Origin of the sequence: Streptomyces sp. ID05-26A (assembly GCF_033794685.1) — a bacterium.
Lineage (GTDB): Bacteria > Actinomycetota > Actinomycetes > Mycobacteriales > Pseudonocardiaceae > Lentzea.
The window spans coordinates 391,646-415,181 of record NZ_JARAYZ010000003.1 but is presented as its reverse complement, the minus strand read 5'-3'; the positions used below and the strand labels follow the sequence as shown (position 1 = coordinate 415,181).

Below are 23,536 nucleotides of genomic sequence, written 5' to 3'. Positions count from 1 at the left end.
CCGGCGAACGATCACAGCCGGGACGGGAGGGGGAACAGGCCAGACGACCGGCCACATGTGGCCGGTCGGCCTGATCAGCGCGAACGCGTGAGATGGTCCTGCAGGCGCGCGTGCCGGAACTGGTAGACCGCACCCGCCCGGCGCAGCACGCCACGGCGGTACGCGTCGTCGAGGAACGCCGGCAGACCCCACGGCAGCTTCCCGGTCAGCGGCAGCCAGACGCGCGCGAACACGACCCACTGGCCCCACGCGGTCAGGCTCAGCACGTACGCGAGCCCTCCACCGACGCCGCCGACGAGCCCGAGTGCCAGAGCCGTCGTGGGGCTCCACACCACCTCGAACCGCAGCACCGTCAGCCCGCTCGCGACGACGCCGGTGGCGCCCGCGACGAACACGGCGAACATCGGCATCATCACCGCGACGAGGCAGAGCACCGCGCGCCGGTTCGCCGCCAGCAACCCGTCGGGACTGCCCGCCGACCGCACGTCGAGCGGCGCCTCCATCGCGGCCACCACGGCGAACACCAGACCGGCGCCGAAGCCGAACACCAGGCCAAACACGCCGACGTCGACCAGCACCCCGGCCGTCATCCCGAACCCGGGCATCACCAGCCAGAACGCCATCGCGCGCACCAGCCCGTACGCGGCACCGATCGCCCCGCCGAACGCGAGGCCGAGCAGTCCGCGCGACCACACCCGGCTGCCCGCGCGGCCACGCAGCCGCAGCCGGGTCCGCACGGGTTCGATCGGCGTCCTGCGGGCCACGTACCAGTGCGCCACCCCGAACAGCAGCCCGGTGACCAAGCCGATCATGACCGCGAACAGCAGGCCTCTGACCCCGAGCGCGCCCACCAGCGCCGTCTCGAGCACGAGGTCCGCGACCCCGACCGCCAGCCCGACGCCCAGGCCGGTCACCACCGACGAGCCGCCGAACCGCCACCACGCGACGTCGTGGGTGCCGAGCCTGGTCAGGTGGCCCGCGAGGTACCCGAGCCACGGCTGTACACGTTCAGTATCCGAGCCGTATACAGCCGGTATGAAGCTGCCGAGCAGGTGTCGTTCGATCTCGTCGGGCTCGTGCAGGGTCAGCAACACGGCCGGGTCGTGGTCAGGGGTGTCGCTGTAGATCCGCCGGGCGAGCGCCACCATCAACGGTGTCGTCAGCACCTCGGCGAGCGGGCCGCCGCACCGCACCTCGTCCAGCACGGGCTTCCAGACGTTGCCGCCCGGCCCGGTCTTGCGGGTGGTCCGCAGCAGGTAGTCCGCCAGGTCGTCGACGGCCAGGTCGGCCAGCACGACCGCGGCGGCCGACGTCAGCACGTCCGTGCCCTCGACCGCGTCGCGGTACTCGTCCACACGGCTCGTGAGCAGCAACGGCAGAGTGGTGGTGTTCAACGCGTTGAGCGCCAGCCGGTGCAGTCCGCTGGCGATCTCGTCGAAGCCGTCCAGCACGGGCAGCACCCGCTGCGAGTCGACCAGCGCCGCCGCCAGCGTGCCGCCACTGGGTCCGGGAGCCGCGAGGAACGGGTGGTCGCGCGTGAGCTGGCCGGCGAGCCAGTCGCGCAGCCCCACGCGTCCGGGATGCCACGCGCCGAGTCCGAAGATCACCGGGACCGGGTCCGCCGGGGAGCGGGCGCCCAGCAGGTCGAGCACGAACCGGGTGGTCAGCACGGTCTTGCCGGATCCGGCCCGTCCCAGCACGACCAGCCGCCGCGACCCGACCCTGCGGTACACCTCGACGACCTGGTCCAGGCTTCCGCCGAGCCTGGCCTCACCGCCGATGTTGAGCCAGCTGTCCATCCACGTCGCGGGCGCCGCGTCCCACCGCACCGGCAACGGCACCGGGTCGTGGACCTGCCGCTGCTCCTCCTCGCGCCGCCACCGGCCCTCGATCGCGACCTTCAGCGTCTCGACGGCCTCGTGCAGCGGGTCGAACCGGACCGACTCCCCGACAGGCACCACCACGGGTTCGTCGCGCCCGGCGGCGGAGAACAGCTCGACCCGCTCGGCGCCGGTGAGCTCCAGAGCGTCGGCCAACGCGCGCACGGTGCCCATGCGCGGATCGGTCCGTTCGCCGGTTTCCAGCCCTCGCACCGTGCGGATGCCCACGGCGGCGCGTCCCGCGAGCGCCTCCTGGCTCAATCCCGCCCGCTGCCGCCATTGACGCAGCAGTAAGCCGAACTGGCTCGCCACAACCGCCCCCTCGTCCCGATGATCAGCACACTACCGAGACGGCTCTGTCTCGTGGCCGATCCCATCCGGTTGGAGGAAGATCGCGGTTGTGCTGACCGAGTGGCTCCACGCCGTTCCGCCCTTGCTGGTCTACCTCGTCGTGGGCCTGGTGGTCGGGGTCGAGAGCATGGGGATCCCGCTGCCGGGCGAGGTCGTGCTCGTCGCGGCGGCCCTGATGGCCTCGCACCACGACGGCATCTCACCGGTCTGGGTCGGTGTCGCCGCCTCCGCGGGCGCGATCGTCGGCGACAGCGCCGGGTACGCGCTGGGCAAGCGGTTCGGCCCGCGGATCTTCGGCTGGGCGGGTGAGAAGTTCCCCCACCACTTCAGCCAGGACAAGGTGGGCCGCGCCCAGACGCTGTTCGAGAAGTACGGCGCCTGGGCGGTCTTCTTCGGCCGGTTCGTGGCGCTGCTGCGGATCCTGTCCGGTCCGCTCGCCGCCACGATGGGCATGCACTACGGGAAGTTCCTGCTGGCCAACGCGGCTGGCGGCATCGCGTGGGCCGGCGGCACGACGGCGGCCGTCTACTTCGTCGGAGAGGCCGCCGAGCACTACCTCGCGGAGTTCTCGTGGATCGCGCTCGTGGTCGTGCTGCTCGCGGTCGTCGGGTTCAGCGTCCGAGCCCGGCTCCGCCGTTCACCCCGATGACCTGGGCGGTGATGTGCCCGGCCTCCGGAGAGGTCAGGAACGTGATCGCCGCGGCGATGTCCGCCGGGGTGCCCGCGCGGCCGTTCGCCGGGGCGCCGACGAGCTTCTTCCGCCGTTCTTCGGAAAGCGTGCCGCCGAAGAACTCGGTGTCCTCGGTGACGCCCGGCGACACGACGTTGACCGTGATCCCCCGTCCTCCCAGGGCGAACGCGAGATCCGCCGTCCACGCCTCGACCGCGGACTTGGCCGCGCCGTAGGCGCCCGAACCCCGCCGGCCCGCGATCGAACCGAGCGTCACCACCCGCGCGTTGTCGGCCAGGCGCGGCTCCAGCGCGGTCGTCACGAGGACGGCGCTGATCACGTTCGACTCGTAGTTCGCGAGCCACAGGTTCTTCACGTCGGTCAGGTTCCGCGGTGCGGGTAGCCGCCGGGTCATGTTGCCGCCCGCGTTGTTGACGAGAACGTCCACTGAGGACGGAAGGTCGTTCAGCGCCGCCTCCACCGCCTCCGGGTCCGCCGCGTCGAACACGACCGCCCGCGCGCCGATCTCGTCGGCCGCCGCCTTCAGGACGTCCTCCCGGCGTCCGGTGATCACCACGTCCAGGCCCTGCTCCACGAGCCGGGCCGCCACTGCCTTGCCGATGCCCGTGCCGCCGCCGGTCACCACTGCTGTGCGTGTCATGCGACCTTTGATAACAGTCGAATACACGCAGGTCGATCGGCCTGTCAGCCCATCCGGGTTCACGTCTGTGACTAGGCTGCTCAGACCCGACCCGACTGGGGAGAATCACATGGAAACGCACGTTCTGGAGACCGCCGGCGCGGCCGTCACCTACGACGTGAGCGGCGAGGGCCGTCCGTTGATGATGATCGGCCAGCCCATGGACGCCAGCGGCTTCACGGCCCTGCGAGCGCAGTTCCCCGACCGCAAGGTGATCACCTACGACCCGCGCGGCATGGGCAGAAGCACCCGATCCGACGGCCGCACGGACAACACTCCGCAACTCCAGGCGGCCGACGTGCACGCGGTGATCCAGGCCGTGGGCGGTCCGGTCGACCTGTTCGCGTCGAGCGGCGGCGCCGTCACGGCCCTCGAACTGGTGGCGGCCCACCCAGGCGATGTCCTCACGCTCGTGGCGCACGAACCGCCGTTGATCAACCTGCTGCCCGATGCGGCCGCCGCCCGCAAGGCCCGCGACGTGTTCATGGACGCCTACCAGAGCAAGGGTGGGGGCGTGGGCATGGCGGCGTTCATTCACATGAGCTCGCACCAGGGCGAGTACACCGACGAGTACTTCGCGCTGCCCCTGCCGGACCCGGCGCAGTTCGGGATGCCGGCCGAGGACGACGGCAAGCGCGACGACCCGTTGCTCGGGACCGACTCGCTCGCCATCACCGACTACCACCCGCGGGTGCAGGACCTGATCGCCGCACCCACCCGCGTCGTGATCGCCGTCGGCGAGGAGACCGGTGACGCGTTCACCGCCCGCACGGCCAGGGCCACCGCGGAACTGCTCAGCCAGGACGCCGTGGTGTTCCCCAGCCACCACGGCGGGTTCATGGGCGGCGAGTTCGGTTACGCCGGCAAGCCGGAGGAGTTCGCGGTCAAGCTCCGCGAGGTGCTCGGCTGAGGAGGACGCCGGCTGCTCGCCGAGCGCCGCCACCCGGTCGACGGCCGCGCGGCTCGCGTGGTCGCGGACCGGTCGAGGCACGCAGGCTTACCTCAAGAAGGCCTCGACCACCTCGGCCACGCGCTGCCCGCTGGCGAAGTCGGCCAGATCGCGCGGGTGCTCACCGCGCACCGCCTCCGCGAACAGCGTGAGCCGCGAGTAGTCGGAGCCGGTCTGCTCCAGCGGCACCGGTTCCCACGGCCCACCGTCCGAAGTGGACAGCAACGCCCACTGGTCGAGGCGCAGCGACCGTTCGGTGCCCCAGGCGGTCCACTCGTAGACCTCGGGCCCGGCCAGTCCGGAGAACGCGGACACGTGCACCGGCACGCCGCTGCCCCGCAGCAGTCCCCGGGCCGCGACCTCGGCCGCGCCGGGCTGGGGGAAGTCCGACGAGACCGACTCGACGGTGAGCGGCCCGAGCATCCGGTCGGTCAGGTAGACGAAGTGCGACAACACCTCGCGGACGAACCCGCCCTGCTCGGAGCGCGACAGCCAGGTCGCGTCCGCCTGGAACGCCCTGGGCCACGCCGGGAACTGCAGCCGGATCTCGATGCCCCGCAGTTCGCCCAGCGACGGCAGCCGACGTTCGATCTCGATCGTCGCCACCATGTCCGACAGCGCGAAGTTGACGGCGTTCGGCCGTCCGGCGGCGGACTCGGCCATCGCGCGGGCCTCGGCGAGGTCGACGGCGAGCGGCTTCTCGCAGAACACCGCCTTGCCGGCGGCGAAGGCCTTCCGCACGAGCTCGGCGTGCGACGCGGGTGGCGTCGAGACGTACACCGCGTCCACATCGGACAGCACGTCGTCCAGGGAGGCGAAGACCGGGATGTCGAGCGTGCGGGGTACCACGTCGACACCCGCGACCACGGTGAAGCCGGGATGTGACCGCGCCGCCGTCAGCATCCGGGTGCCCATGGCTCCCAGGCCGACGACGGCGAGGCGAATCGGATCAGCGATCATGGGCCCTATTCTGCAGGTGCCCAGGCCTTGGAGAGCTTCACCCGTGCACCGGTCTGCAGCAACGAGCCGGTGTAGAGCCGCGACGCGACCAGCAGGATCGCCACGACGGTCGCCGCGAGGATGCCGAGCGAGAGGATCGCCTCCCACGCCGCGGCCTGTTCGGAGAACAGCCGCACCGGCATCGCGACACCGGCCGTGAAGGGCACGAACGACATCCACTTGAGCACGGCGGGGTTCTCGTAGAAGAACTGCACGCCGAAGTACGGGCCCATGACCGCGATCATGACCAGGCCCATCGTCGAGCCGAGGTCCTCCTGACGGCTGACGAGCGCACCCGCCACGGCCCACATCGACGAGATCAGCACGAACCCGAGCATCAGGAACGGGATGAACCAGCCGAGCGCGGGCGCCACCACCCCCAGCAGCTCGCCGAGTCCGGCCACCCGCAACGCGATCGGCGCCGCGAGCGCCAGCACCACGACCTGGGCGAGCGTGAGGATCGTGTGGCCGAGGATCTTGCCCGCGAGCAGTGCGCGCACCGGCACGGTCGACACGAGGATCTCCACGATCCGCGTCTGCTTCTCGGTCACGGTGCTCTGCGCGATGGCCGCGCCGCCCATGCCGAACATGAGGAACACCAGCCCGAACACGATCACCGTGACGGACCGCTGGCCCGAGGTCACCGCCGAGGACTCCAGCAGCTCCACCGGAGGCGACTCGACGAGCTGGCGGATCACGCTGTTGGGCGGGCTGTTGAGCGCGAGGACCTTGATCCCGGCACCGTCCGGCACGATCGCGGCCTCGACGTCGTCGGCGCGGACCAGGTCGGAGGCCTCCTGCACGCTGCCGACCTCGCGGACGTCCAGTGCCTTGCCCTGCACCACTTGTGAGGCCGAGCCGACCACGGCGACCTTGGGGTCGTCGCCGCCGAACACGGTCGGCAGGATCGTGAGCGCGAACAAGGCGACGACCGTGAAGAGGAAGCCGATCCAGAAGCCCTTGGTGCCGACCAGGGTCTTCATCTCGCGTTCGGCGACGAGCCACGTCGCCTGGCTGAAGGACGCGCGGGCCATGTCAGATCACTTCCTTGAAGATCTCGTCCAGCGTGGGCACGACGGGCGTGAACGAGCGGACCTCGCCGCGGTCCAGCGCTGCCCTGAGCACCTGCTGGGGTTCCGCCTCGAACACCGCGCGCGGCCCGTCGAGGTCCAGGATCGTCACGCCGGGCACGTCGCGGACCCAGCCCGCGTCCTCCGCGACGACGATCTCGTAACGCTCCCCCGCGTGCCGGGCGCGCAACTCCTCGCGTGACCCGTTCGCCGCGATCCGTCCCTTCGAGATGATCACGACGTCGTCGCAGAGCCGTTCCACGATGGCCAGCTGGTGGCTCGAGAACAGCACCGGCACCCCGTTGGCGGCGCGCTTGCGCAGCACGTCCAGCACGGTCTCGACGGCGATCGGGTCGAGGCCGGAGAACGGCTCGTCGAGGATCAGCACGTCCGGGTCGTGCACCAGCGCGGCTGCGATCTGCACGCGCTGCTGGTTGCCGAGCGACAGCTCCTCGAGCCGGTCGCCGGCCCGCCCGGTCAGCTCCAGGTCCTCGAGCAGCTCGTCGGTGTTGCGCTGCGCGGTCTCGCGGTCGACGCCGTGCAACCGCGCCAGCCACGTGATCTGGTCGCGCACCTTCATCTTCGGGTAGAGCCCGCGTTCCTCCGGCATGTACCCGAAGTCCGGCCGGTTGTCCGGCCGGACCTCGGTCCCCTTCCAGCTCACCGAGCCCCCGTGCGCGGCGAGCACCCCCAAGACGATGCGCATCGTGGTCGTCTTGCCCGACCCGTTGGCTCCCAGGAAGCCCGTCATCCGGCCGGGCCGGACGTCGAAGCTCACCTCGTCGAGCACCTTGTGATCGCCGAAGCTCCGGCTGATCCCCCTGACAGTCAACATGGGGAGAACGGTAGGTCGTGGCGTTCAAGATCGCGTCCGCCGCGCGGCATCATCCTCGCGGAGGACCCCTTACGGGCTAACGTGCCCGTATGACCTTCCGTTTGGCCGCGTACGCCGTCAGCGTCGAGAACGACCGCGTGCTGCTCGTCCGTTGTGTGTCGCCGTACGGAGAAGACCACTGGTCGTTGCCCGGCGGGGCGGTGGAGCACTGCGAGGACCCGTTCGACGCGGTGGTCCGCGAGGTCGCCGAGGAGACCGGCTGCACCGGTGAGGTCGAGCGGCTGCTGGGCGTGGACTCCCGGGTCGTCCCCGCCGACGAACGCCACCTGTCCAACCTGGGGCCGCACCAGAACCTCGGCGTCTTCTACCAGGTCCGGATCACCGGCGAACCGCGTCCGGAACCGAACGGGGCGACCATCGATCCCGTGTGGACACCGCTCGCCGACGTCGCGGGGCTGCGCCGGTCCTCACTGGTCGACGTCGGCCTGGCCCTGTTCGCCGGCAGGCCGCCGACCGGGCATGTCGCCGCGGTCCCGGTCGGCGGCCTGGTCCAGCACTAACGCGCTCCCGCCGTCACTCCCAGCCGGTGGCCGCCCGTGTAGACGTTCATCGACGAGCCCCTCAGGAACCCGACGAGCGTCACGCCCATCTCCTCCGCCAGGTCGGCGGCGAGCGACGACGGCGCGGACACGGCGGTGAGCACCGGGATCCCGGCCATCACCGCCTTCTGCACCAGTTCGAACGACGCCCGCCCGCTCACCTGCAGCACGGTGCTCGTGAGCGGCAGCCGTCCGGCGCGGGTGGCCCAGCCGACGACCTTGTCGACCGCGTTGTGCCGGCCGACGTCCTCGCGCAGGCACAGGAGGGTGCCCTGGGCGTCGAACAGCCCGGCCGCGTGCAGACCGCCGGTGCGGTCGAAGACCCGTTGCGCCGCACGGAGTTTCGTCGGGAACTCCGTGATCGTCTTCGGGTCGAGGCGGAGCGGGTCGGACGCCACCTGCCAGGTCGCGACGGTGCGCACGGCGTCCAGGCTCGCCTTGCCGCACAGGCCGCAGGACGAGGTGGTGTAGAAGTTGCGCTCGATCGACGGGTCGGGTGGCGCGACGCCTTCGGCGAGCCCGACGTCGAGCACGTTGTAGGTGTTGCTCCCGTCGGCCGTGGCGCCCGCGCAGTACCGGATCGACACGATGTCGGACGGTGAGCGGACCACGCCCTCGCTGACCAGGAACCCCGCGGCCAGGTCGAAGTCGTCACCCGGCGTGCGCATGGTCACGGCGAGGGACTTGCCCCGCACGCGGATCTCCAGTGGTTCCTCGACCGCCAGCGTGTCCGGCCGCACGGTGACCGCGTCGTCCACCAGCCGCACCACGCGCCGCCTGCTCGTCACTCGTCCCACGTGCTTCCTCCCTGCAGATCGCGACGCACTCGTCGAGCAGGCGCCGCAACACCTCGTCCCCGGACATCGCCCGGACGGCCCTCGCCACGACCCAGTCGCGCGGCCACCACCTCGGCACGACGATCCCGGCTCTCCTCGCGCAATGTGCGATCAGGCTTCCTGTGGGCGGCTTCTCCGTACCGATCACTTTGGTGGCGAAAGGAAGCAGCTTGCGCCGTCCCTCCTCTGTGGACTGGTCGTTGACGCAGCGCGCCACGCACGCCAGCACCGGATGCACGCAGGCGGGCCGGTCCGACCACACCTCGCCCGCGAGCACCGACGTCAGTTCCATCAGGCAACAGCCGTCCGCCGGCGTCCGGTGCCAGCCCTTCGCGAGCCGCGGTACTCGGCTCACAGGCGCGGCCTTCCCGGCTGCGACAGGTGTCCGGTGAGCACCGCGCCCGCCAGCCCGAGCACGCCCGCCGCGATGAACGCGAACGTGTGCCCCTGGGAGGCGAGCACGATCGCGGCGATCAACGCTCCCGCGGCCTTGGCCGTGTAGAGCACGCCGAAGTTCTGGGCGCCGTTCGTCTCGCCGAAGTACTCCCTCGTCACGCCGACCAGCAGCGAGTAGCAGCACCCGGTGCCGAGACCCGCGAACGTGGCGCCGATGAGCAGCCCCGGCACGTTCTGGCTGTACAGCAACACGAACTGCGCCAGCCCGCCCGTCGCCAGCGTCCAGACGAGCGCCTTCCTGCGGCCGATCCGGTCCGAGACCCACCCGACCAGCACGCGCCCGGTACCCGTCGCGGCGGCCAGCGTGGCCAGCGCGACGACGCCGAGCACCTCGTCGCCGACGAACAACGGCAGGTACGCCAGGTCGTAGAGGGAGACCGCCGCCGCGAACGCCACACCGCCGTACAGCCACCAGAACGTGCCGCACCGCATGGCCTCGTGCGTCCGGAACTCCTTGAGAGCGGACCGGTTCGGCACCCGCGCGCGATCGAGCGCCCACTCGCGCGGCGGGACGTGCGACGGCCACCAGTGCTCGGGCGGGTCTTTCATCAACGCCCCGGCCACCGCGACCACGACGGTGATCGCGATCCCGGCCTGCAGCAGGAACCCGCCGCCGAAGAAGAACCCGGCGGCCAGCACGAACGGCACCGACCCGTACGCGAACGCCCCGCTGACGAACGCGACCTTCCGCGTCACGCGCTCGGGGTACCAGCGGACCACGGCGCCCAGGCACGTCGCGTAGACCAGCCCCGCGCCGATGCCGCCGAGAATCGCGTACCCGGCCAACTGGTCCTGCCCCAGCGTCACCAGCCCGGCTCCACAAAGGACGGCCCCGATCCACATCGCGCCGGTGGACGTGAGCCTCTTCCGGTCTCTCAGCCAGGCCGCCGGAAACGCCGTGCCGGCCTGGCACACGGTCCACAACGCCAGTGCCCAGAACAACTCCGGCACACTCCACCGGTCCCGCAACTGAGGAATCAGCGCCCCGAACCCGTACTGCCCGATGCCGGCCGCGAGCATCGCGGCCCAAGCGGCCCACAGCACCGTGCGACGTGAACGCCCCGACGCCTCGACGTCGGTCTCCCCCACCCGGTAGAGCCTGCCGACGTGATCACGTACGTAAGTCGCGACTGGCATGCCCTTCACCCCGTCCCGAGGATTGCATACAGTATTCGGTAGGCTATACCACGGGAGCCCTGATGAACATGCCTTGGACACTGGCCCGCCAGACGGCCCGCGACGCCGCGAAGCCCACGGACGCGGTCGAACTCGCCCTGCCCGATGCCGCGGGCCTGGCCCTGGCCTCGGCCGTGCGGGCTCTGGCCGGCCAGCCGACCTGCGCCACCTCGGCGATGGACGGCTACGCGGTGGCGGGTCCCGGCCCGTGGACCGTCCTCGGCCGGGTGGCCGCGGGAGACTCACCGCCCGGTCTGGTGCTGAGGCCCGGCGAGGCGTTCGGGGTGGCGACCGGGGCACCGGTGCCGGACGGCTCGGATGCCGTCGTCCCGGTCGAGCTCTGTTCGACGGACGGCGCGTTCCTGATCGCCGAGGCACTGCGCGGCAAGCACATCCGCCGCCGCGGTGAGGACTGGTCGGCCGGTGACGAACTGGTCCCCGCCGGCTCCCGGATCACCCCGGCCGTGCTGGGTCTGGCCGCCGCGGCGGGCCACGACACCCTGCTTGCCCACCGTCGGCCGCGGGTGGCCGTGATCGTCACCGGCGACGAGCTCCTGCACGCCGGGCCACCCCGCCCTGGCCGGGTCCGCGACGCCATCGGCCCGATGCTGCCCGGTCTGCTGCACGGGGCGGAGTTCCTCGGCACCGCCCACCTGCGCGACGACCCGTCCGCGCTGGCCGCCGCCCTCACGACCGACCTCGCCGGCGGCGTCATGCCTACTGCCTTCACCTCGGGCCAGGCCCACGGCCTCACACCCGAGCTGACCGCCTCTCCAGCCTCAGGTCAAGCCCACGGCCCCACACCCGAGCTGACCGCCTTCCTCACCTCCAACCAAGCCCACGGCCTGGACGCCGACCTCATCCCCGAGCCGACCGGCGCCTTCACCACACACCAGGCCGACGTGATCGTCACCTGCGGCGCCACCTCGGTGGGCCCGGCCGACCACCTCCGCCGCGTGCTCGCGACCCTCGGCGCCGAGGTCCTGGTCAGCGGCGTCGCCTGCCGCCCCGGTCACCCGATGCTGCTCGCCGTCCTGCCCGACGGCCGCTGCGTCGTCGGGCTGCCGGGCAACCCGTTCGCCGCCTACGCCGCCGTGCTGACCCTGCTCCGGCCGCTGCTCGACACCCTGAGCGGCCACGCCGCCCGCCCGCCGGTCACCGCCTGGCTCGGTGATGTGCACGCCCACCCCCGCGACACCCGCCTGGTCCCGGTCACCAGGTCCGGCGGGCTGGCGGTGCCCGTCGGCCACGACCGGCCGGGGTCGCTGTGGGGTGCGGCTCTCGCGGACGCGGTCGCGGTCGTCCCGCCCGGTCACCGGGGTGGCGAGGTGGAGGTGCTCACTTCCGGGAGCGCCAGCTGACCTTCGACGACCCCGCCTCGGGCGCGTCCTTCACGACGGTCCGCACCGGCAGGCCGAGGAAGTCGCCGAATCGCCCGATGTGATCCAAGAGCCGGTCGGCGTCGAAGCCCGGTAGCGGCCGCAGTTCCACGTCCACGGAGGTCTTCTTCATGACTCGCCGCCACAGTCCGGCGATCTGGCCGTCCTCGACGATCGTCGCGTGGAACATGCCGTTGTAGGTGGAGATCGGGATCTCGCCGTAGCGGGTGAAGAACGCGCCGCGGTCCTTGTAGCCGATCAGCAGCTCGTCGTAGGCGGGCAGCACGAACGCGCCCGAACCCGGCGTGAGGTCCGGCGGCAGCCAGTACTCCTTGCCGTCGACCGTCTCGCACACCAGTGACGACTTCACCGCTTCCAGGCCGCGAGACGCCTCGCGGACGCCGATGCCGCACCAGTTCGCGAAGTCAGCCAGGGTCGCCGGGCCGTGGCTGCCGAAGAACCGCGACGCCAGCACGGCCATCGCCTCGTCGCCTTCGAGTGAACGCTGCTGTGGTGCCCACTCGTCCAGCAGCACGAACGTCTGCTCCTTGCCGCGCGGTGGTCCCGGTACGACCAGGCCCTCCTGGGCGAGGTGGATGAACGTGAAATAGCTCTGCTGCCGATCGTCCGGGATGCCGACGCCCGCCATCAGGTCGATCATCTCGCGCCGGGTGAGGCAGCCGCCGCCGGTGAGCGCCTCCACGAACGTCTTGCGCGCCAACGACATCAGCTCGGGCGTCATGTGGTGGTACGCCCACGCCTTGGGGGTCAGCCGGGCGAGGTCGCGGGCGCCGAAGAGGCCCAGCATCCACCGGACGTCCTCGGCCAGGACGTAGTGGATCGTGCCGCGCATCAGCCACGTGCGGACGACACGACCGGACTGCAACGCTGACTCGACGTCGGCGATGCGCGCGTCGGCCGTGCGCAGGCCGATCGCCCACAGGGACTGGCCGTAGTCCTGGCCCTGCATGGCTCCGAGCGAGCGGACGACGTCCTCCGCCGACCGGAGCCGCCCGATGTTGCCGAGGCGCAGCGCCGCGATGTCCATCGGGCCAGTCTCACCGACCGCGCTCCAGTCCCGCTCAAGCGGGCCAGCAGCCCGTGTACCCCTCGGCCAGGTACCGCGAGCCCGCCTCGGACCCGACGACGGAGGCCAGTTCGCCGAGCTGCCTGCGCACGTCGAAGTCCGTCGCGGCGGGCAGAGCGTGCAGCATCGTCGTCATCCAGTACGAGAAGTGCTGTGCCTTCCAGACCCGGTCGAGGGCGCGCGGACCGTACTCGTCCAGCGCGTCCATGTCGTTCTTGAGCAACGCGCGTTCGATGACCTCGCTGAGCACGCTCACGTCGGCCAGCGCCAGGTTCAGGCCCTTCGCACCGGTCGGCGGCACGGTGTGGGCGGCGTCGCCGGCGAGCAGCAGGCGACGGTGGCGCATGGGTTCCGCGACGAACGACCGGAAGCGCAGCACGGTCTTCTCGGTGATCGGGCCCTCCCGCAACGTGAACCCGTCCGGGCCCGCGACCCGTGACTGCAGCTCCTCCCAGATCCGGTCGTCGGACCACGTGGCGGCGTCGGTCTCCGGCGAGCACTGGAAGTACATGCGCTGGTGGGTCTCGGTGCGCTGGCTGATCAACGCGAACCCGCGCGGCGAGTGCGCGTAGACCAGTTCGGGAGCGCTGCGCGGCGCCTCGGTGATGATGCCGAACCAGGCGAACGGGTACTCGCGGGAACTGTGCCGGCGCAACGCCTCCGGCACCTCGGCACGGCAGATCGAACGGGAGCCGTCCGCCCCGACGAGCAGGTCGCAGCGCACCTCCCGCTCCACCCCGTCGCTGTCGGTGAACCGGATAGCGGGCCCGGTGACGTCGACGGACGTGCCGCTGACGCCGAACCGCACGTCGCCGCCGTCGCGTTCGCGCGCGTTCGCCAGGTCCAGGAACACGTCGGTCTGCGGGTAGAGCCAGACCGACTCGCCCACCAGCGCGCGGAAGTCGACGCGATGGCTCTCGCCGCCGAACCGCAGGTCGATGCCCTCGTGCGGATGCCCTTCGCGCAGCACCCGGTCCGACACACCGGTGTCGGCCAGCAGTCGCGCGCTGTCGGCTTCCAGGATGCCGGCGCGGACCGTGTTCTCGATCTCCGCGCGTGTTCTGTTGTCGATGACGACACTGTCGATCCCGTTGAGGGACAACAGGTGCGAGAGCATCAGCCCCGCCGGTCCAGCACCGACGATGCCGACCTGCGTGCGCGTCATGAAAGGCTCCTTGATGAGCGGGAGGGTTATGAGGGTTCCTTCAGGACCTGCCGGGCGACGGAGAAGGCGTGGTTCGCGGCGGGCACCCCGCAGTAGATCGCGCTCTGCAAGATCACCTCACCGACCTCCGCCTCGCTCAGCCCGTTCCGCAGCGCCGCGGCGACGTGCAGCTTCAGCTCGTCCCAATGCCCGTGCGCGATCAACGCCGTCAGGGTGATGGCACTGCGCATGCGCCGGTCGAGCCCGGGCCGCGTCCACACCTCACCCCACGCGTACTTCGTGATGAATTCCTGGAAGTCGTGAGTGAACTCGTCCGGCGCCGCTCTGTCCACATGTGCGTCGCCGAGCACCTCACGCCGGACCTTCATGCCGTCGTCGTAGGACACCGCATCTCCCACCGCTTCAACGCCTCGTCCACGAACACCCCGGCCGCTCCCAGGTACGAGCCCGGATCCGTCCCGCCACCCCGCTCCGCCAGCAACTCGGGAGCCGCCTCGGCGGCCCGGCGCACCATCACGTCCGCGCGCACCTCGAGCCCCTCCACCAGTTCCGCGGCCTGCGAAGCGGCCACCACCGCCAGTTCCAGCAACGCCCGCAACGCGGGCCACTCCGCGTGCCACGCCCCGTCCGGCCGCTCGTCGACCGCCCGCGCCGCGCACAGGTGCAGCTGCGCCCCCAGCCCGGGAGCTCGCAGAGCCGCGCTGTTCACCAGCACCGACAGCACCGGGTTCCGCTTGTGCGGCATGGTCGACGACCCACCGCGCCCGGCCACGAACCCCTCGCGGACCTCGCCGACCTCCGGCCGTCCCAGCGTCAGCAGGTCCGCGGCCATCACCCCGAGCGCGTCGCAACCACGCACCACCGCGTCACCGAGCCGCGTGACCGGCGCACGGTAGGTGTGCCAGGGCATGCCCGGCCACACCAGCCCGAGGTACCCTGCGAGAGCCGAGGCGGACGCCACCGGGTCGGGAACCCGGGACAACGTCCCCGCCGCGCCGCCGCACTGCACCGGCAGGCTCGACGCCACGGCCTCCAGCTCGTCCAGCGAGTCGAGCACACCCACCAGCCACCGCGCGGCCTTGAGCCCGAACGTGATCGGCACGGCGTACTGCGTCAGCGTCCGGCCCGCCATCACGCTGGCCCGATGCTCACCGGCCAGCCCCGCCAACGCACGAGCGGTGCGCCCGAGATCAGCCGAAATCCCTTCCACAGCCCCTCGCGCCAGCAGCATCAGCGCGGTGTCGAGCACGTCCTGGCTGGTCAGTCCGGTGTGGACGGTCGTGGAGACCCGCCCGCGCAGGGCGGAGACCAGCGGCAGCACCGGGTTGCCCGCCGCCTCCACCTCGACCGGGTCCAGCGAGGGAACCCAGTCGCCCAGGGACAGCGGCGACCCGAGCACACGAGCCCAGGCGACCTCCACCTCCAGCATCGCCCGCACCAGCGCGGCGTCGTCGAGGAGGCCGGCCGCGCGATGAGATCCAGGGAGCACGATCACGTCCGCGGGAACTGGAAGAACACCGTCTCGGACGGCCCCTGCAGGTGGATGTCGAACCGGAGGCGCCCGTCGTCCTCGCGCGCGGCCACCAGCCCGTCCACGGCGTCCGCGGCGCCGGGCAGGTAGATGCGCGTGAACAGGCGGTCGAGCAACCCTCGTGCGAACACCGTCACCGCGAAGAACGGCAGCCCGGGCTCGACGGTGCTGAACCAGTAGTGCCCGGCGCCGTCGGTGCAGGACCGGCCCCAGCCCGTGAACCCGGCACCGCGCCGCCGCAACGAACCTCCGACGCGCGGCACGACACCCGCGGCGTCGGACTGGCGGATCTCGATCATCGCGTCCGGCACGACGTCACCCGCGCCGTCGAAGACGTAGCCGTGCAGCACCACGGATCCGGCCGCGCCGAACGGCACCAGTTCGGAGTCGCCGGGGTACGCGAGCGCGTGGTGGAAGAACGGGCCGACGGTCTGGCCGGGGGTGGCGTCAGTCATCGGTCGGCTCCAGGTGGGTCGCGTGGCTTCCGGTCAACACGATGTCCCACCGGTAGCCGAGCAGCCACTCGTGCTCGGACTGCGAGTGGTCGTACGAGGCGATCAGGCGGGCCAGGGCGGCGGGGTCGGTGATCGACTGGGCGATCGGGTCCAGCGCCAGCAGCTGGTCGCCGGGGAAGTACATCTGCGTGATCAGCCGCTGGGTGAAGTCGGTGCCGAACAACGAGAAGTGGATGTGCGCGGGCCGCCAGGCGTTGTGGTGGTTGCGCCACGGGTAGGGGCCCGGCTTGATCGACGTGAACGAGTACCAGCCGTCGTCGTCGGTCAGGCAGCGGCCGACACCGGTGAAGTTCGGGTCGAGCGGCGCCGGGTGCTGGTCACCCTGGTGCGAGTAGCGGCCGGCGGCGTTGGCCTGCCAGACCTCGACGAGCTGGCGGCGCACCGGACGTCCGTCGCCGTCGAGCACGCGGCCGTGCACGCGGATGCGTTCACCGATCGGCTCGCCGCCGCGCTGCAGGGTCAGGTCGGACTCGACCGCGGCGACGTCGGAGTGGCCGAACACGGGCGCGAGCAGCTCGGCGCCCTCGGGGTCGACGTGCCTGCGTTCCTTGGTCGGGTGGCGCAACGTGGTGCTGCGGTACGGCGCGAAGTCCAGCAGCGGCGCACCTCCCGGTGAGTCTGCCTGGATCTTCGCGATCTCGTCGCTGATCTCGTGCTGGCTGGTCGTCACGTCGTCGAACGGTAGGCAAAGGTCGGACGGGAGTCGACCGCTGCTTTCCGCTGAACGGAAACGCGCACGTCACCTTGACAGCCCCGAGACGACCGCTCATATTCGAGGAATGCCCAGGGCAAGTGTGCGAGAGCAGATCGTCGACGCCGCGTTCGAACAGTTCCACCGGCACGGCTACAACGCCTGCGGCGTCAAGCTGATCACCGACAGCGCCAAGGTCCCCAAGGGCTCGTTCTACAACCATTTCGAGAGCAAGGAAGCCCTCGCGCTCGTCGTGATGGACCGCTACGGCGAGACGCGGCACCTCGACAGGCTCGCCACCCCGAAAACCGCACCGTTGACCCGGCTGCGCCACCACTTCGAGGCCCTCGCGCAGGACATCGTGGACTTCGGCTACGAACGCGGCTGCGTCTTCGGCAACTTCAGCACCGAGGCCGCCGACCACATCCCCGCGATCCGCGCGGGTGTCCGGACCGCGTTCGACCTCTGGGCGACCGCGATCGCCGCGGTCGTCCGCGAGGCCCAGGCCGACGGCACGGTGACGACCACCCAGAGCCCGGACATCCTGGCCAGGTTCCTGCTCAACGCCTGGGAGGGCGCCATCGTCGGCGAACGCGCCACCAAGGACGGGTCGTCGTTCGCCGCGTTCTTCACGGTCGCCTTCGAGGTCGTGCTGCGCTGAGACCCGGCCCACGGACAGATCCCTTGACGAATTCTAAGACGACCGGTCATATTGGATGTCATGAGCGACATCCAACCCCGGTTCCACACCATCGACGGCCTGTCGATCCGCTACGCCGTCAGCGCTGACAGGCCTACAGCGCTGCTGCTCAGCCCGTGGCCCGAGAGCATCTACGCCTACGACGCGACGTGGGCGAAGCTCGCCGCGCACGCGAACCTGATCGCGGTCGACCTGCCCGGCTTCGGGCACTCCGAGCTGCGCGAGGACCTGTTGTCCCCCAGCCGGATGGGCGAGTTCGTCGTGCGCGTCGCCGACGCGTTCGACCTGGACCGGCCCCACGTCGTCGGTCCCGACATCGGCACCAGCGCGGTGCTGTTCGCGGCGGCGAAGGCACCGGACCGGTTCCGCAGCATCGTGATCGGCAGCGGCGGCGCGCTGTCCCCGACCGACCTGGGCGCACCGCTGCACGACTGGGTCCACGACGAGGACCTCACGCCGTACCGGGCACTGGGCCCCAAGGACGTGGTGAACATCGCCATGGACGCGATCGAGGGCTACGAGCTGCCGGACGTGGTGCGGCAGGACTACCTGGCCGCCTACCAGGGCCAGCGGTTCGTCGAGCAGATGGCGTACGTGCGCGCGTACCCGGCGGAGTTGCTCGAGCTGAACGAACTCCTGCCGGGCATCACCACGCCCGTCCAGCTGATCAACGGCAAGCGCGACTCGGTGGTGCCGGTCTCCAACGCCGAGCACCTGCACCAGCGGTTGCCGAACAGCAGGCTCGACGTCGTGGACGCCGGGCACTTCGTGTGGGAGGAGAACGCGGACGAGTACGCCCGCATCGTCACCGACTGGTGGCAGCAGCACTAACCCGTCGTGCAGGCGGCTCCGTTCACGCTGAACGAGCCCGGCGGCGACGTGGGACCGTTGGCGGAGCCGTTGAACCCGAACGTCACCGAGCCGTCCTTGACGATCAGCGCGTTGTAACCCGCGTTGGCGACGCTCACCTCCGCGCCGGACTGGGACACCGTCCCGTTCCACAGTTGCGTCACGGTCTCGCCGTCCGCGAACCGCCAGCGCACCGTCCAGCCCTCGACCAGCGCGCCGCTGACGTTGCGCACGGTCACGTCGGCCTGGAACGCGCCGGCCCACTGGTTGGTGACCCGGTAGACCACGACACAGGTCGGGGCGGGCTCCTGCGGAGGGGGTGGCGCGGTCGACGCCGGACAGTCCCCTTGGGCCCAGAGGCCGAGTTTCGCCTTCGACGCCTTGCTTTCCGCCTCGACCAGCGGGCCACCGTCCACACCGGTGGTGCGCAGGATGCCGTACTGGACCGCCAGCAGGGCGTAGTCGGTGCCGTCGGGCAGCGCCAGCGAGACCTCGCCGGGCGTGATGCTGCTCACCCGCACCTCCTTGTCCTGCAAGGTCTTCGTGGCGAAGTCGAGAGCGGCGGCGGCCGTGCAGGCCGACGGTTCGGCCAGCAGTGAGATGCGGGCACGCGTGCCGTCGGCCAGCTCGACGGTGCGGCCGTCCACAACGGTGCGCACCTTTGTGGACGGCTCTTTCGCTGCGGCGTCAGGAGAAGAGGGGTTCGACGCGGGGACGGGCCTGCCGTCGTGCGAGGCCGTGCACCCGGCCACGAGCAAGGTCAACAGCACCAACAAGTGCTTCCGTGCTGCCATTGGACAAATCTATCGCCGGAGGCAGCGTCCGCAATCCGCTGTTCGGAGTTGATCAACTCGGGCTTTCGGAGGTGTGGCCCGCGCGGAGCCTCCGGATGTGCGAGCGTGGGGTGGCCACAGTTGCGCGGATGGTTCCCTGCCGTTCATCAGCTCGTGGTGCTCGACCGAAAGGATCACGACGTACCTCGTTCCCTGCCGATGGAGGTCTGAAGTGCACTCCCTGCTACCGCACCGGACACGTCGCCTGTTCGCCGCTCTCGCCGTCGTCGCGTCCGTGCTCGGCGTGACCACGGCCGTCGCCCCCGCGGCCGACGCCGCCGTCTACAACTCCTGCACGCAGTCGCGTTGCGACGCGGCCCGTTCCGCCAACAGCACGTGGAAGTCGAAGAGCTACCCGAGTTCGCGTGGCTGGAACAGCTGGCCCAACGGCCAGTGCAACTTCGCGGGCGGCGTGCACCAGAACCGCGAGGGCCAGCTCCCGGCCGGCCACAGCTACCTGGAGTTCGACGTCTATCCGCGTGCCTGCAACGCGTCCCGGGACGCGTACCGGATCATCGTCGACCGCACCGCCGGCACGGTCTACTTCTCGCCCGACCACTACAAGAACTTCTACCGCCTCTAGTGACTACCGGGCGCTGCGGTCGATCCACGACCGCAGCGCCCACCAGGTGTGCAGCGTCGTCAGCACGTGTGACCGTCCCGCGCGCGGGTTCTCGCCGAGGTCGGCGTCGGTCAGCTCCACCAGCCGGTCGAGCCGGTACCGCACGGTGTTCGCGTGGATATGCAGCGCCGAGGCCGTCGCGCTGAGCCGTCCGCCGTTGTCGAGGTAGCACAACGCCGTCACCACCATCTCGTGGTGGAACGTGCTCTTCTGGTCCAGTTGGCCGAGCAACGAGTCGGCGAGCGTCGCCGCGAGCCCGGGGTAGGCCGCGAGAGCGGTCTCACCAGCGAGGTCGGTGAGAAGCTGCACGCCCAGCGACGCTCCCGCGGCCGCCAGGGCCTGCGTGCACATCGAGTACGTCCCCCGCAACGACTTCAGCGCGGTCGCCGGCGACACCACGAGCAGGTCGTCCGACCACGACGGCGGCACGTGCGTGAGCCCCGCCAGCCGTCCCTCGACCAGCCCGTACACGCCGCCGAACGTGTGCAGCCGCTGCTCCAGCGTTCGAGCGTGACTCGGGTCGGTCACCGCGGACACCACGCAGTGGTAGCGACCGTCGGGACGCAGGCTCGCGCGCGCGAGTTCGGACGCGTCCGGGAAGTCACCGGACACCAGCAGTCGTCGCAGCACCTGGGCGTTCAGATCACGGGCCGTGCGGGACAGCTGCAGTTCGGCCGTGTGATAGCCGCTGACGATGTTCCGCTCGACCGCGCCGACGTAGTGGTCCAGGTCGATCATGAAGTCGAGGATCGTGCCGTCGTCGACCCCCAGCGACCGCGCGAGTTCGACGCTCGCCCTGATCAACTCGGTGCGCCCGGCGTGCACCCCGCGCAACAGCCCCGCCATCGACACGCCCTGCGCGGCGCGGTCGGCTCCCAGCGACAGGGCGGCGGAGAAGTCGCCGTCGTCGGGCGAGCCGCCGCGTTCGAGGTGCGCGATCCCCTCGGACAGCAGGAACGCGATGTGCCGGCGGTTCTCCTCCGCGGGAAGCCGGGCCACCTCGGGCGAGTTGCCGCGAGCGGCGTCGACGACCCGTCCGACCACCTTGTCATCGGCGGCGACGGCCTGGAGCACCTCACGGACCATCGCGGACATACCCGGCACGTCGCCTCCGCAAACCCCACGTTGTGTGACGGCCACAACACAGCCGTCGCCGTTTGGTGGCGGGACCCTATCCCCCGCTCTCCGGTTACTGGTTAGTTGCTTTACGCGAGAGTAATTCGCGTTGGCTCCACCCTTCAACGAGGAAGGCCCTGGGATGTCAGACCGGAACATGAGCCGCCGCACCCTCCTTGCCGCGAGCGGCGCGATCGGAGCGATCGCCGCGGGCGGGACCCTGGGGCAGGCAGTCGCCGGAGCGGCGCCGAGAGTCGACGCGGACGTGATCGTCGTCGGGCACGGCCTGGCGGGGCTCGTGGCGACCTCCGAACTGGCCGCGGCGGGCCGCAAGGTCCTGCTGCTGGACCAGGAACCCGAGGCCAGCCTGGGTGGACAGGCCTTCTGGTCGCTCGGCGGGTTGTTCTTCGTCAACTCCCAGGAGCAGCGGACCGCGGGCATCAAGGACTCGCTGGAACTGGCCCGCGCCGACTGGTTCAACACCGCCGGGTTCGACCGCGGGGTGAACGACCCGCTCGGCGAGGACTACTGGGCCGCCAAGTGGGCCGAGGCGTACCTGAACTTCGCCGCCGGCGAGAAGCGCGACTGGCTCTACGGGCTCGGTGTGCGCTGGGTGCCGATCGTCGGCTGGGCCGAACGCGGCGGGCAGCTCGCGGACGGGCCCGGCAACTCGGTGCCGCGCTTCCACATGACGATGGGCACGGGCCCCGGCGTCATGGAGCCGTTCGAGAAGAAGACGCGTGAGGGCGTCCGCGACGGCAAGGTCACCTTCAAGTTCCGCCACCAGGTCGACGGCCTGATCACCAGCAACGGCGCCGTCACCGGCGTGCGCGGCAGCCTCCTGGAGCCCAGCAACGCCGCGCGCGGCACCCGCAGCTCCCGCACCAAGGTCGGCGACTTCGAGCTGTACGCGCCGATGGTCATCGTCACCTCGGGCGGCATCGGCGCCAACCACGACCTGGTGCGCCGCAACTGGCCCGCCCGCCTCGGCCCGGCTCCCCAGCGGCTCGTCACCGGTGTCCCCGCGCACGTCGACGGCCGGATGCTGGCGATCACCGAACTGGCCGGCGGCCGTCTGGTCAACCGCGACCGCATGTGGCACTACACCGAGGGCATGATCAACCACACCCCGATCTGGCCGGACCACGGCATCCGCGTGCTGGCCGCGCCGTCGTCGCTGTGGCTCGACGCGCGAGGAAAGCGCTTCCCGAACCCCGGCATCCCGTCGCTGGACACGCTCGGCACGCTGGAGCTGATCGGCAAGTCGGGGTACGACTACTCGTGGTTCGTGCTCAACAAGAAGATCATCGACAAGGAGTTCGTGCTCTCCGGCTCCGAGCAGAACCCGGAGATCACCCGCAAGGACCTCGCCGCCTACATCGCGATGCGGATCTTCAACAGCACCCCGCCGCCGGTGAAGGCGTTCATGGACAAGGGTGTCGACTTCGTCATCAAGAACAACCTGCCGGACCTCGTGGCCGGGATGAACGCGCTGACCGGCACGAACCTGATCAACCTGGACGATCTGCGGCGCCAGATCACCATCCGCGACCAGCAGGTCGACAACCCGTTCTCCAAGGACGTCCAGGTGATGGGCATCCGCAACTCGCTGGCGTACAGCGGCGACAGCCTCGCCCGCACGGCCGGGTTGCACAAGCTGCTCGACTCCGGGTCCGGCCCGCTGATCGCGATCAGGATGAACATCCTGACCCGCAAGACGCTCGGCGGCCTGCAGACCGACCTGCAGGGCCGGGTCCTCGGCTCGAACGGCCAGCCGATCCGCGGCCTGTACGCGGCGGGCGAGGTGTCCGGTTTCGGCGGCGGCGGCGTGCACGGCTACCGCGCGCTGGAGGGCACCTTCCTGGGCGGCTGCCTGTTCTCCGGGCGCGCGGCGGGCCGTGCCGCGGCGGCCGAAAGCGCTTAGCGGCCCACGATCACGGGGTCTGCGGTCTCCCCTGTTGACCGCAGACCCCGCACCACCTCGAGCACCTTCTCCACCGACCCGGCCGGCGTCTCGGCAGCGGAGTCGAGCACCAGGTGCTCGTCGCTCCACGCCTCCCACAGCCCCTGCATGCGTTGCACGTGCACCCACGGAACCGTTGCGTGCCAACCAGGAATCCCCCGGTCACGCCCCTCGACGCGGGACCGGTGCAGCACCGCGTCCGAGCAGACGCACTCAACGCCGACGAACACACCCCCGAGCCGCTCGGTGAGCTCACGCCACCGAGCCCGCTCCTCGACCGTGTGCCCGCTGGTGTCCACGACGACGTCGATCCCCAGTTGGACCTGCCGCGCGACCAAAGCCCTGAGCTGCAGGTCGACGACGTCGAAGGCGTTCTCGTCGGTGACAGCCCGCGCCAGCACGAGCGCCCCCATCACCCAGTCCAACGAGAAGACCGGCGCCCGCAACCGCTTGCCCACCCCTTCGGCGAGCGTGCTCTTGCCGGCGCCAGGACTCCCCGTCACCAGCACGACGACAGGGCTCTCGGTCGAAGGTTCGAGGTTCAGGTAGAGATCAGTCATGCCC

General features: G+C 70.8%; 23 protein-coding genes and 1 pseudogene. 8 read left to right on the top strand and 16 right to left on the bottom strand.

Going from position 1 to position 23,536, the window contains the following annotated elements; translation table 11 throughout:
- Positions 1-74: 74 nt before the first annotated feature.
- Complete coding sequence (locus PV646_RS29320) at positions 75-2,192, bottom strand: helix-turn-helix domain-containing protein (protein WP_500345518.1); 2,118 nt, start codon at positions 2,190-2,192, stop codon at positions 75-77.
- An 88-nt stretch (positions 2,193-2,280) separates the two neighbouring features.
- On the opposite strand from PV646_RS29320, the gene PV646_RS29315 reads away from it, so the two are divergent.
- The gene (locus tag PV646_RS29315) at positions 2,281-2,880 is read left to right on the top strand and encodes a DedA family protein (protein WP_500345517.1); all 600 of its coding nucleotides are present in this window, start codon (positions 2,281-2,283) and stop codon (positions 2,878-2,880) included.
- Here the strand turns inward: PV646_RS29315 and PV646_RS29310 are convergent.
- Complete coding sequence (locus PV646_RS29310) at positions 2,843-3,562, bottom strand: SDR family NAD(P)-dependent oxidoreductase (protein WP_500345516.1); 720 nt, start codon at positions 3,560-3,562, stop codon at positions 2,843-2,845. The two genes, PV646_RS29315 and PV646_RS29310, sit on opposite strands and share 38 nt — an antisense overlap.
- Positions 3,563-3,671: 109 nt before the next feature.
- Here PV646_RS29310 and PV646_RS29305 point away from each other — a divergent pair, with 109 nt between their 5' ends.
- On the top strand, positions 3,672-4,511 hold the full coding sequence (locus PV646_RS29305; protein WP_500345515.1) for an alpha/beta fold hydrolase: 840 nt from the start codon (positions 3,672-3,674) through the stop codon (positions 4,509-4,511).
- Between the two features lie 87 nt (positions 4,512-4,598).
- Here PV646_RS29305 and PV646_RS29300 read toward each other — a convergent pair whose 3' ends face one another.
- The 3 genes from PV646_RS29300 to PV646_RS29290 are packed head-to-tail and all read right to left on the bottom strand — an operon-like array spanning position 4,599 to position 7,454.
- On the bottom strand, positions 4,599-5,510 hold the full coding sequence (locus PV646_RS29300; protein ID WP_500345514.1) for a Gfo/Idh/MocA family protein: 912 nt from the start codon (positions 5,508-5,510) through the stop codon (positions 4,599-4,601).
- Positions 5,511-5,515: 5 nt separating this feature from the next.
- Positions 5,516-6,583, bottom strand: coding sequence for an ABC transporter permease (locus tag PV646_RS29295; RefSeq protein ID WP_500345513.1), 1,068 nt, complete (start codon positions 6,581-6,583; stop codon positions 5,516-5,518).
- 1 nt (position 6,584) lies between these two features.
- Complete coding sequence (locus PV646_RS29290) at positions 6,585-7,454, bottom strand: ABC transporter ATP-binding protein (RefSeq protein ID WP_500345512.1); 870 nt, start codon at positions 7,452-7,454, stop codon at positions 6,585-6,587.
- Positions 7,455-7,543: 89 nt separating this feature from the next.
- Here PV646_RS29290 and PV646_RS29285 point away from each other — a divergent pair, with 89 nt between their 5' ends.
- Positions 7,544-8,014, top strand: coding sequence for an NUDIX hydrolase (locus PV646_RS29285; protein WP_500345511.1), 471 nt, complete (start codon positions 7,544-7,546; stop codon positions 8,012-8,014).
- On the opposite strand, the gene fdhD is transcribed toward PV646_RS29285, so the two are convergent.
- Positions 8,011-8,850, bottom strand: coding sequence for a formate dehydrogenase accessory sulfurtransferase FdhD (gene fdhD / locus PV646_RS29280; RefSeq protein ID WP_500345510.1), 840 nt, complete (start codon positions 8,848-8,850; stop codon positions 8,011-8,013). The two genes, PV646_RS29285 and fdhD, sit on opposite strands and share 4 nt — an antisense overlap.
- A gap of 390 nt (positions 8,851-9,240) precedes the next feature.
- Positions 9,241-10,482: an MFS transporter gene (locus tag PV646_RS29275; RefSeq protein ID WP_500345509.1), complete on the bottom strand. Its 1,242-nt coding sequence runs from the start codon at positions 10,480-10,482 to the stop codon at positions 9,241-9,243.
- Positions 10,483-10,550: 68 nt separating this feature from the next.
- Here PV646_RS29275 and PV646_RS29270 point away from each other — a divergent pair, with 68 nt between their 5' ends.
- Positions 10,551-11,882 (top strand): molybdopterin molybdotransferase MoeA, encoded by a 1,332-nt coding sequence (locus tag PV646_RS29270; protein ID WP_500345508.1) that lies wholly within the window; start codon positions 10,551-10,553, stop codon positions 11,880-11,882.
- Here the strand turns inward: PV646_RS29270 and PV646_RS29265 are convergent.
- The 6 genes and pseudogenes from PV646_RS29265 to pcaH form a co-directional block, all read right to left on the bottom strand.
- Positions 11,860-12,948: a winged helix DNA-binding domain-containing protein gene (locus PV646_RS29265; RefSeq protein ID WP_500345507.1), complete on the bottom strand. Its 1,089-nt coding sequence runs from the start codon at positions 12,946-12,948 to the stop codon at positions 11,860-11,862. The genes PV646_RS29270 and PV646_RS29265 overlap by 23 nt on opposite strands.
- A 34-nt stretch (positions 12,949-12,982) precedes the next feature.
- Positions 12,983-14,152, bottom strand: a complete 1,170-nt coding sequence (locus tag PV646_RS29260) for a 4-hydroxybenzoate 3-monooxygenase (RefSeq protein ID WP_500345506.1) — start codon at positions 14,150-14,152, stop codon at positions 12,983-12,985.
- A gap of 26 nt (positions 14,153-14,178) precedes the next feature.
- Positions 14,179-14,532, bottom strand: a pseudogene (gene pcaC, locus PV646_RS29255) (4-carboxymuconolactone decarboxylase); the annotation flags it as partial.
- Entirely contained in the window at positions 14,517-15,641 is a 1,125-nt protein-coding gene (locus PV646_RS29250; protein WP_500345505.1) for a lyase family protein, read from the bottom strand. The pseudogene pcaC and the gene PV646_RS29250, both read right to left, overlap by 16 nt.
- Positions 15,642-15,643: 2 nt before the next feature.
- Positions 15,644-16,138: a peptidase associated/transthyretin-like domain-containing protein gene (locus PV646_RS29245; RefSeq protein WP_500345504.1), complete on the bottom strand. Its 495-nt coding sequence runs from the start codon at positions 16,136-16,138 to the stop codon at positions 15,644-15,646.
- On the bottom strand, positions 16,131-16,868 hold the full coding sequence (gene pcaH, locus PV646_RS29240) for a protocatechuate 3,4-dioxygenase subunit beta (RefSeq protein WP_500345503.1): 738 nt from the start codon (positions 16,866-16,868) through the stop codon (positions 16,131-16,133). The genes PV646_RS29245 and pcaH overlap by 8 nt, the downstream gene beginning before the upstream one ends.
- Positions 16,869-16,977: 109 nt before the next feature.
- On the opposite strand from pcaH, the gene PV646_RS29235 reads away from it, so the two are divergent.
- Both PV646_RS29235 and PV646_RS29230 read left to right on the top strand, forming a co-directional pair.
- Positions 16,978-17,550 carry a TetR/AcrR family transcriptional regulator gene (locus tag PV646_RS29235; RefSeq protein WP_500345502.1) on the top strand — a complete coding sequence of 191 codons (573 nt, stop codon included), beginning with the start codon at positions 16,978-16,980 and terminating at the stop codon, positions 17,548-17,550.
- Between the two features lie 60 nt (positions 17,551-17,610).
- A complete protein-coding gene (locus tag PV646_RS29230) occupies positions 17,611-18,420 on the top strand; it encodes an alpha/beta fold hydrolase (RefSeq protein WP_500345501.1) in 810 nt (269 codons plus the stop codon).
- On the opposite strand, the gene PV646_RS29225 is transcribed toward PV646_RS29230, so the two are convergent.
- On the bottom strand, positions 18,417-19,232 hold the full coding sequence (locus PV646_RS29225; RefSeq protein ID WP_500345500.1) for a cellulose binding domain-containing protein: 816 nt from the start codon (positions 19,230-19,232) through the stop codon (positions 18,417-18,419). The genes PV646_RS29230 and PV646_RS29225 overlap by 4 nt on opposite strands.
- A gap of 211 nt (positions 19,233-19,443) precedes the next feature.
- Between PV646_RS29225 and PV646_RS29220 the strand changes: the two genes are divergently transcribed.
- Positions 19,444-19,854, top strand: coding sequence for a ribonuclease domain-containing protein (locus PV646_RS29220; RefSeq protein ID WP_500345499.1), 411 nt, complete (start codon positions 19,444-19,446; stop codon positions 19,852-19,854).
- Between the two features lie 3 nt (positions 19,855-19,857).
- Here the strand turns inward: PV646_RS29220 and PV646_RS29215 are convergent, their stop codons facing one another.
- Positions 19,858-20,988, bottom strand: coding sequence for an RsbRD N-terminal domain-containing protein (locus PV646_RS29215; RefSeq protein WP_500345498.1), 1,131 nt, complete (start codon positions 20,986-20,988; stop codon positions 19,858-19,860).
- Between the two features lie 163 nt (positions 20,989-21,151).
- On the opposite strand from PV646_RS29215, the gene PV646_RS29210 reads away from it, so the two are divergent.
- Positions 21,152-22,933 carry an FAD-binding dehydrogenase gene (locus PV646_RS29210; RefSeq protein ID WP_500345497.1) on the top strand — a complete coding sequence of 594 codons (1,782 nt, stop codon included), beginning with the start codon at positions 21,152-21,154 and terminating at the stop codon, positions 22,931-22,933.
- Here the strand turns inward: PV646_RS29210 and PV646_RS29205 are convergent.
- Positions 22,930-23,532: a P-loop nucleotide/nucleoside kinase family protein gene (locus PV646_RS29205; RefSeq protein WP_500345496.1), complete on the bottom strand. Its 603-nt coding sequence runs from the start codon at positions 23,530-23,532 to the stop codon at positions 22,930-22,932. The two genes, PV646_RS29210 and PV646_RS29205, sit on opposite strands and share 4 nt — an antisense overlap.
- Between the last annotated feature and the right edge of the window lie 4 nt (positions 23,533-23,536).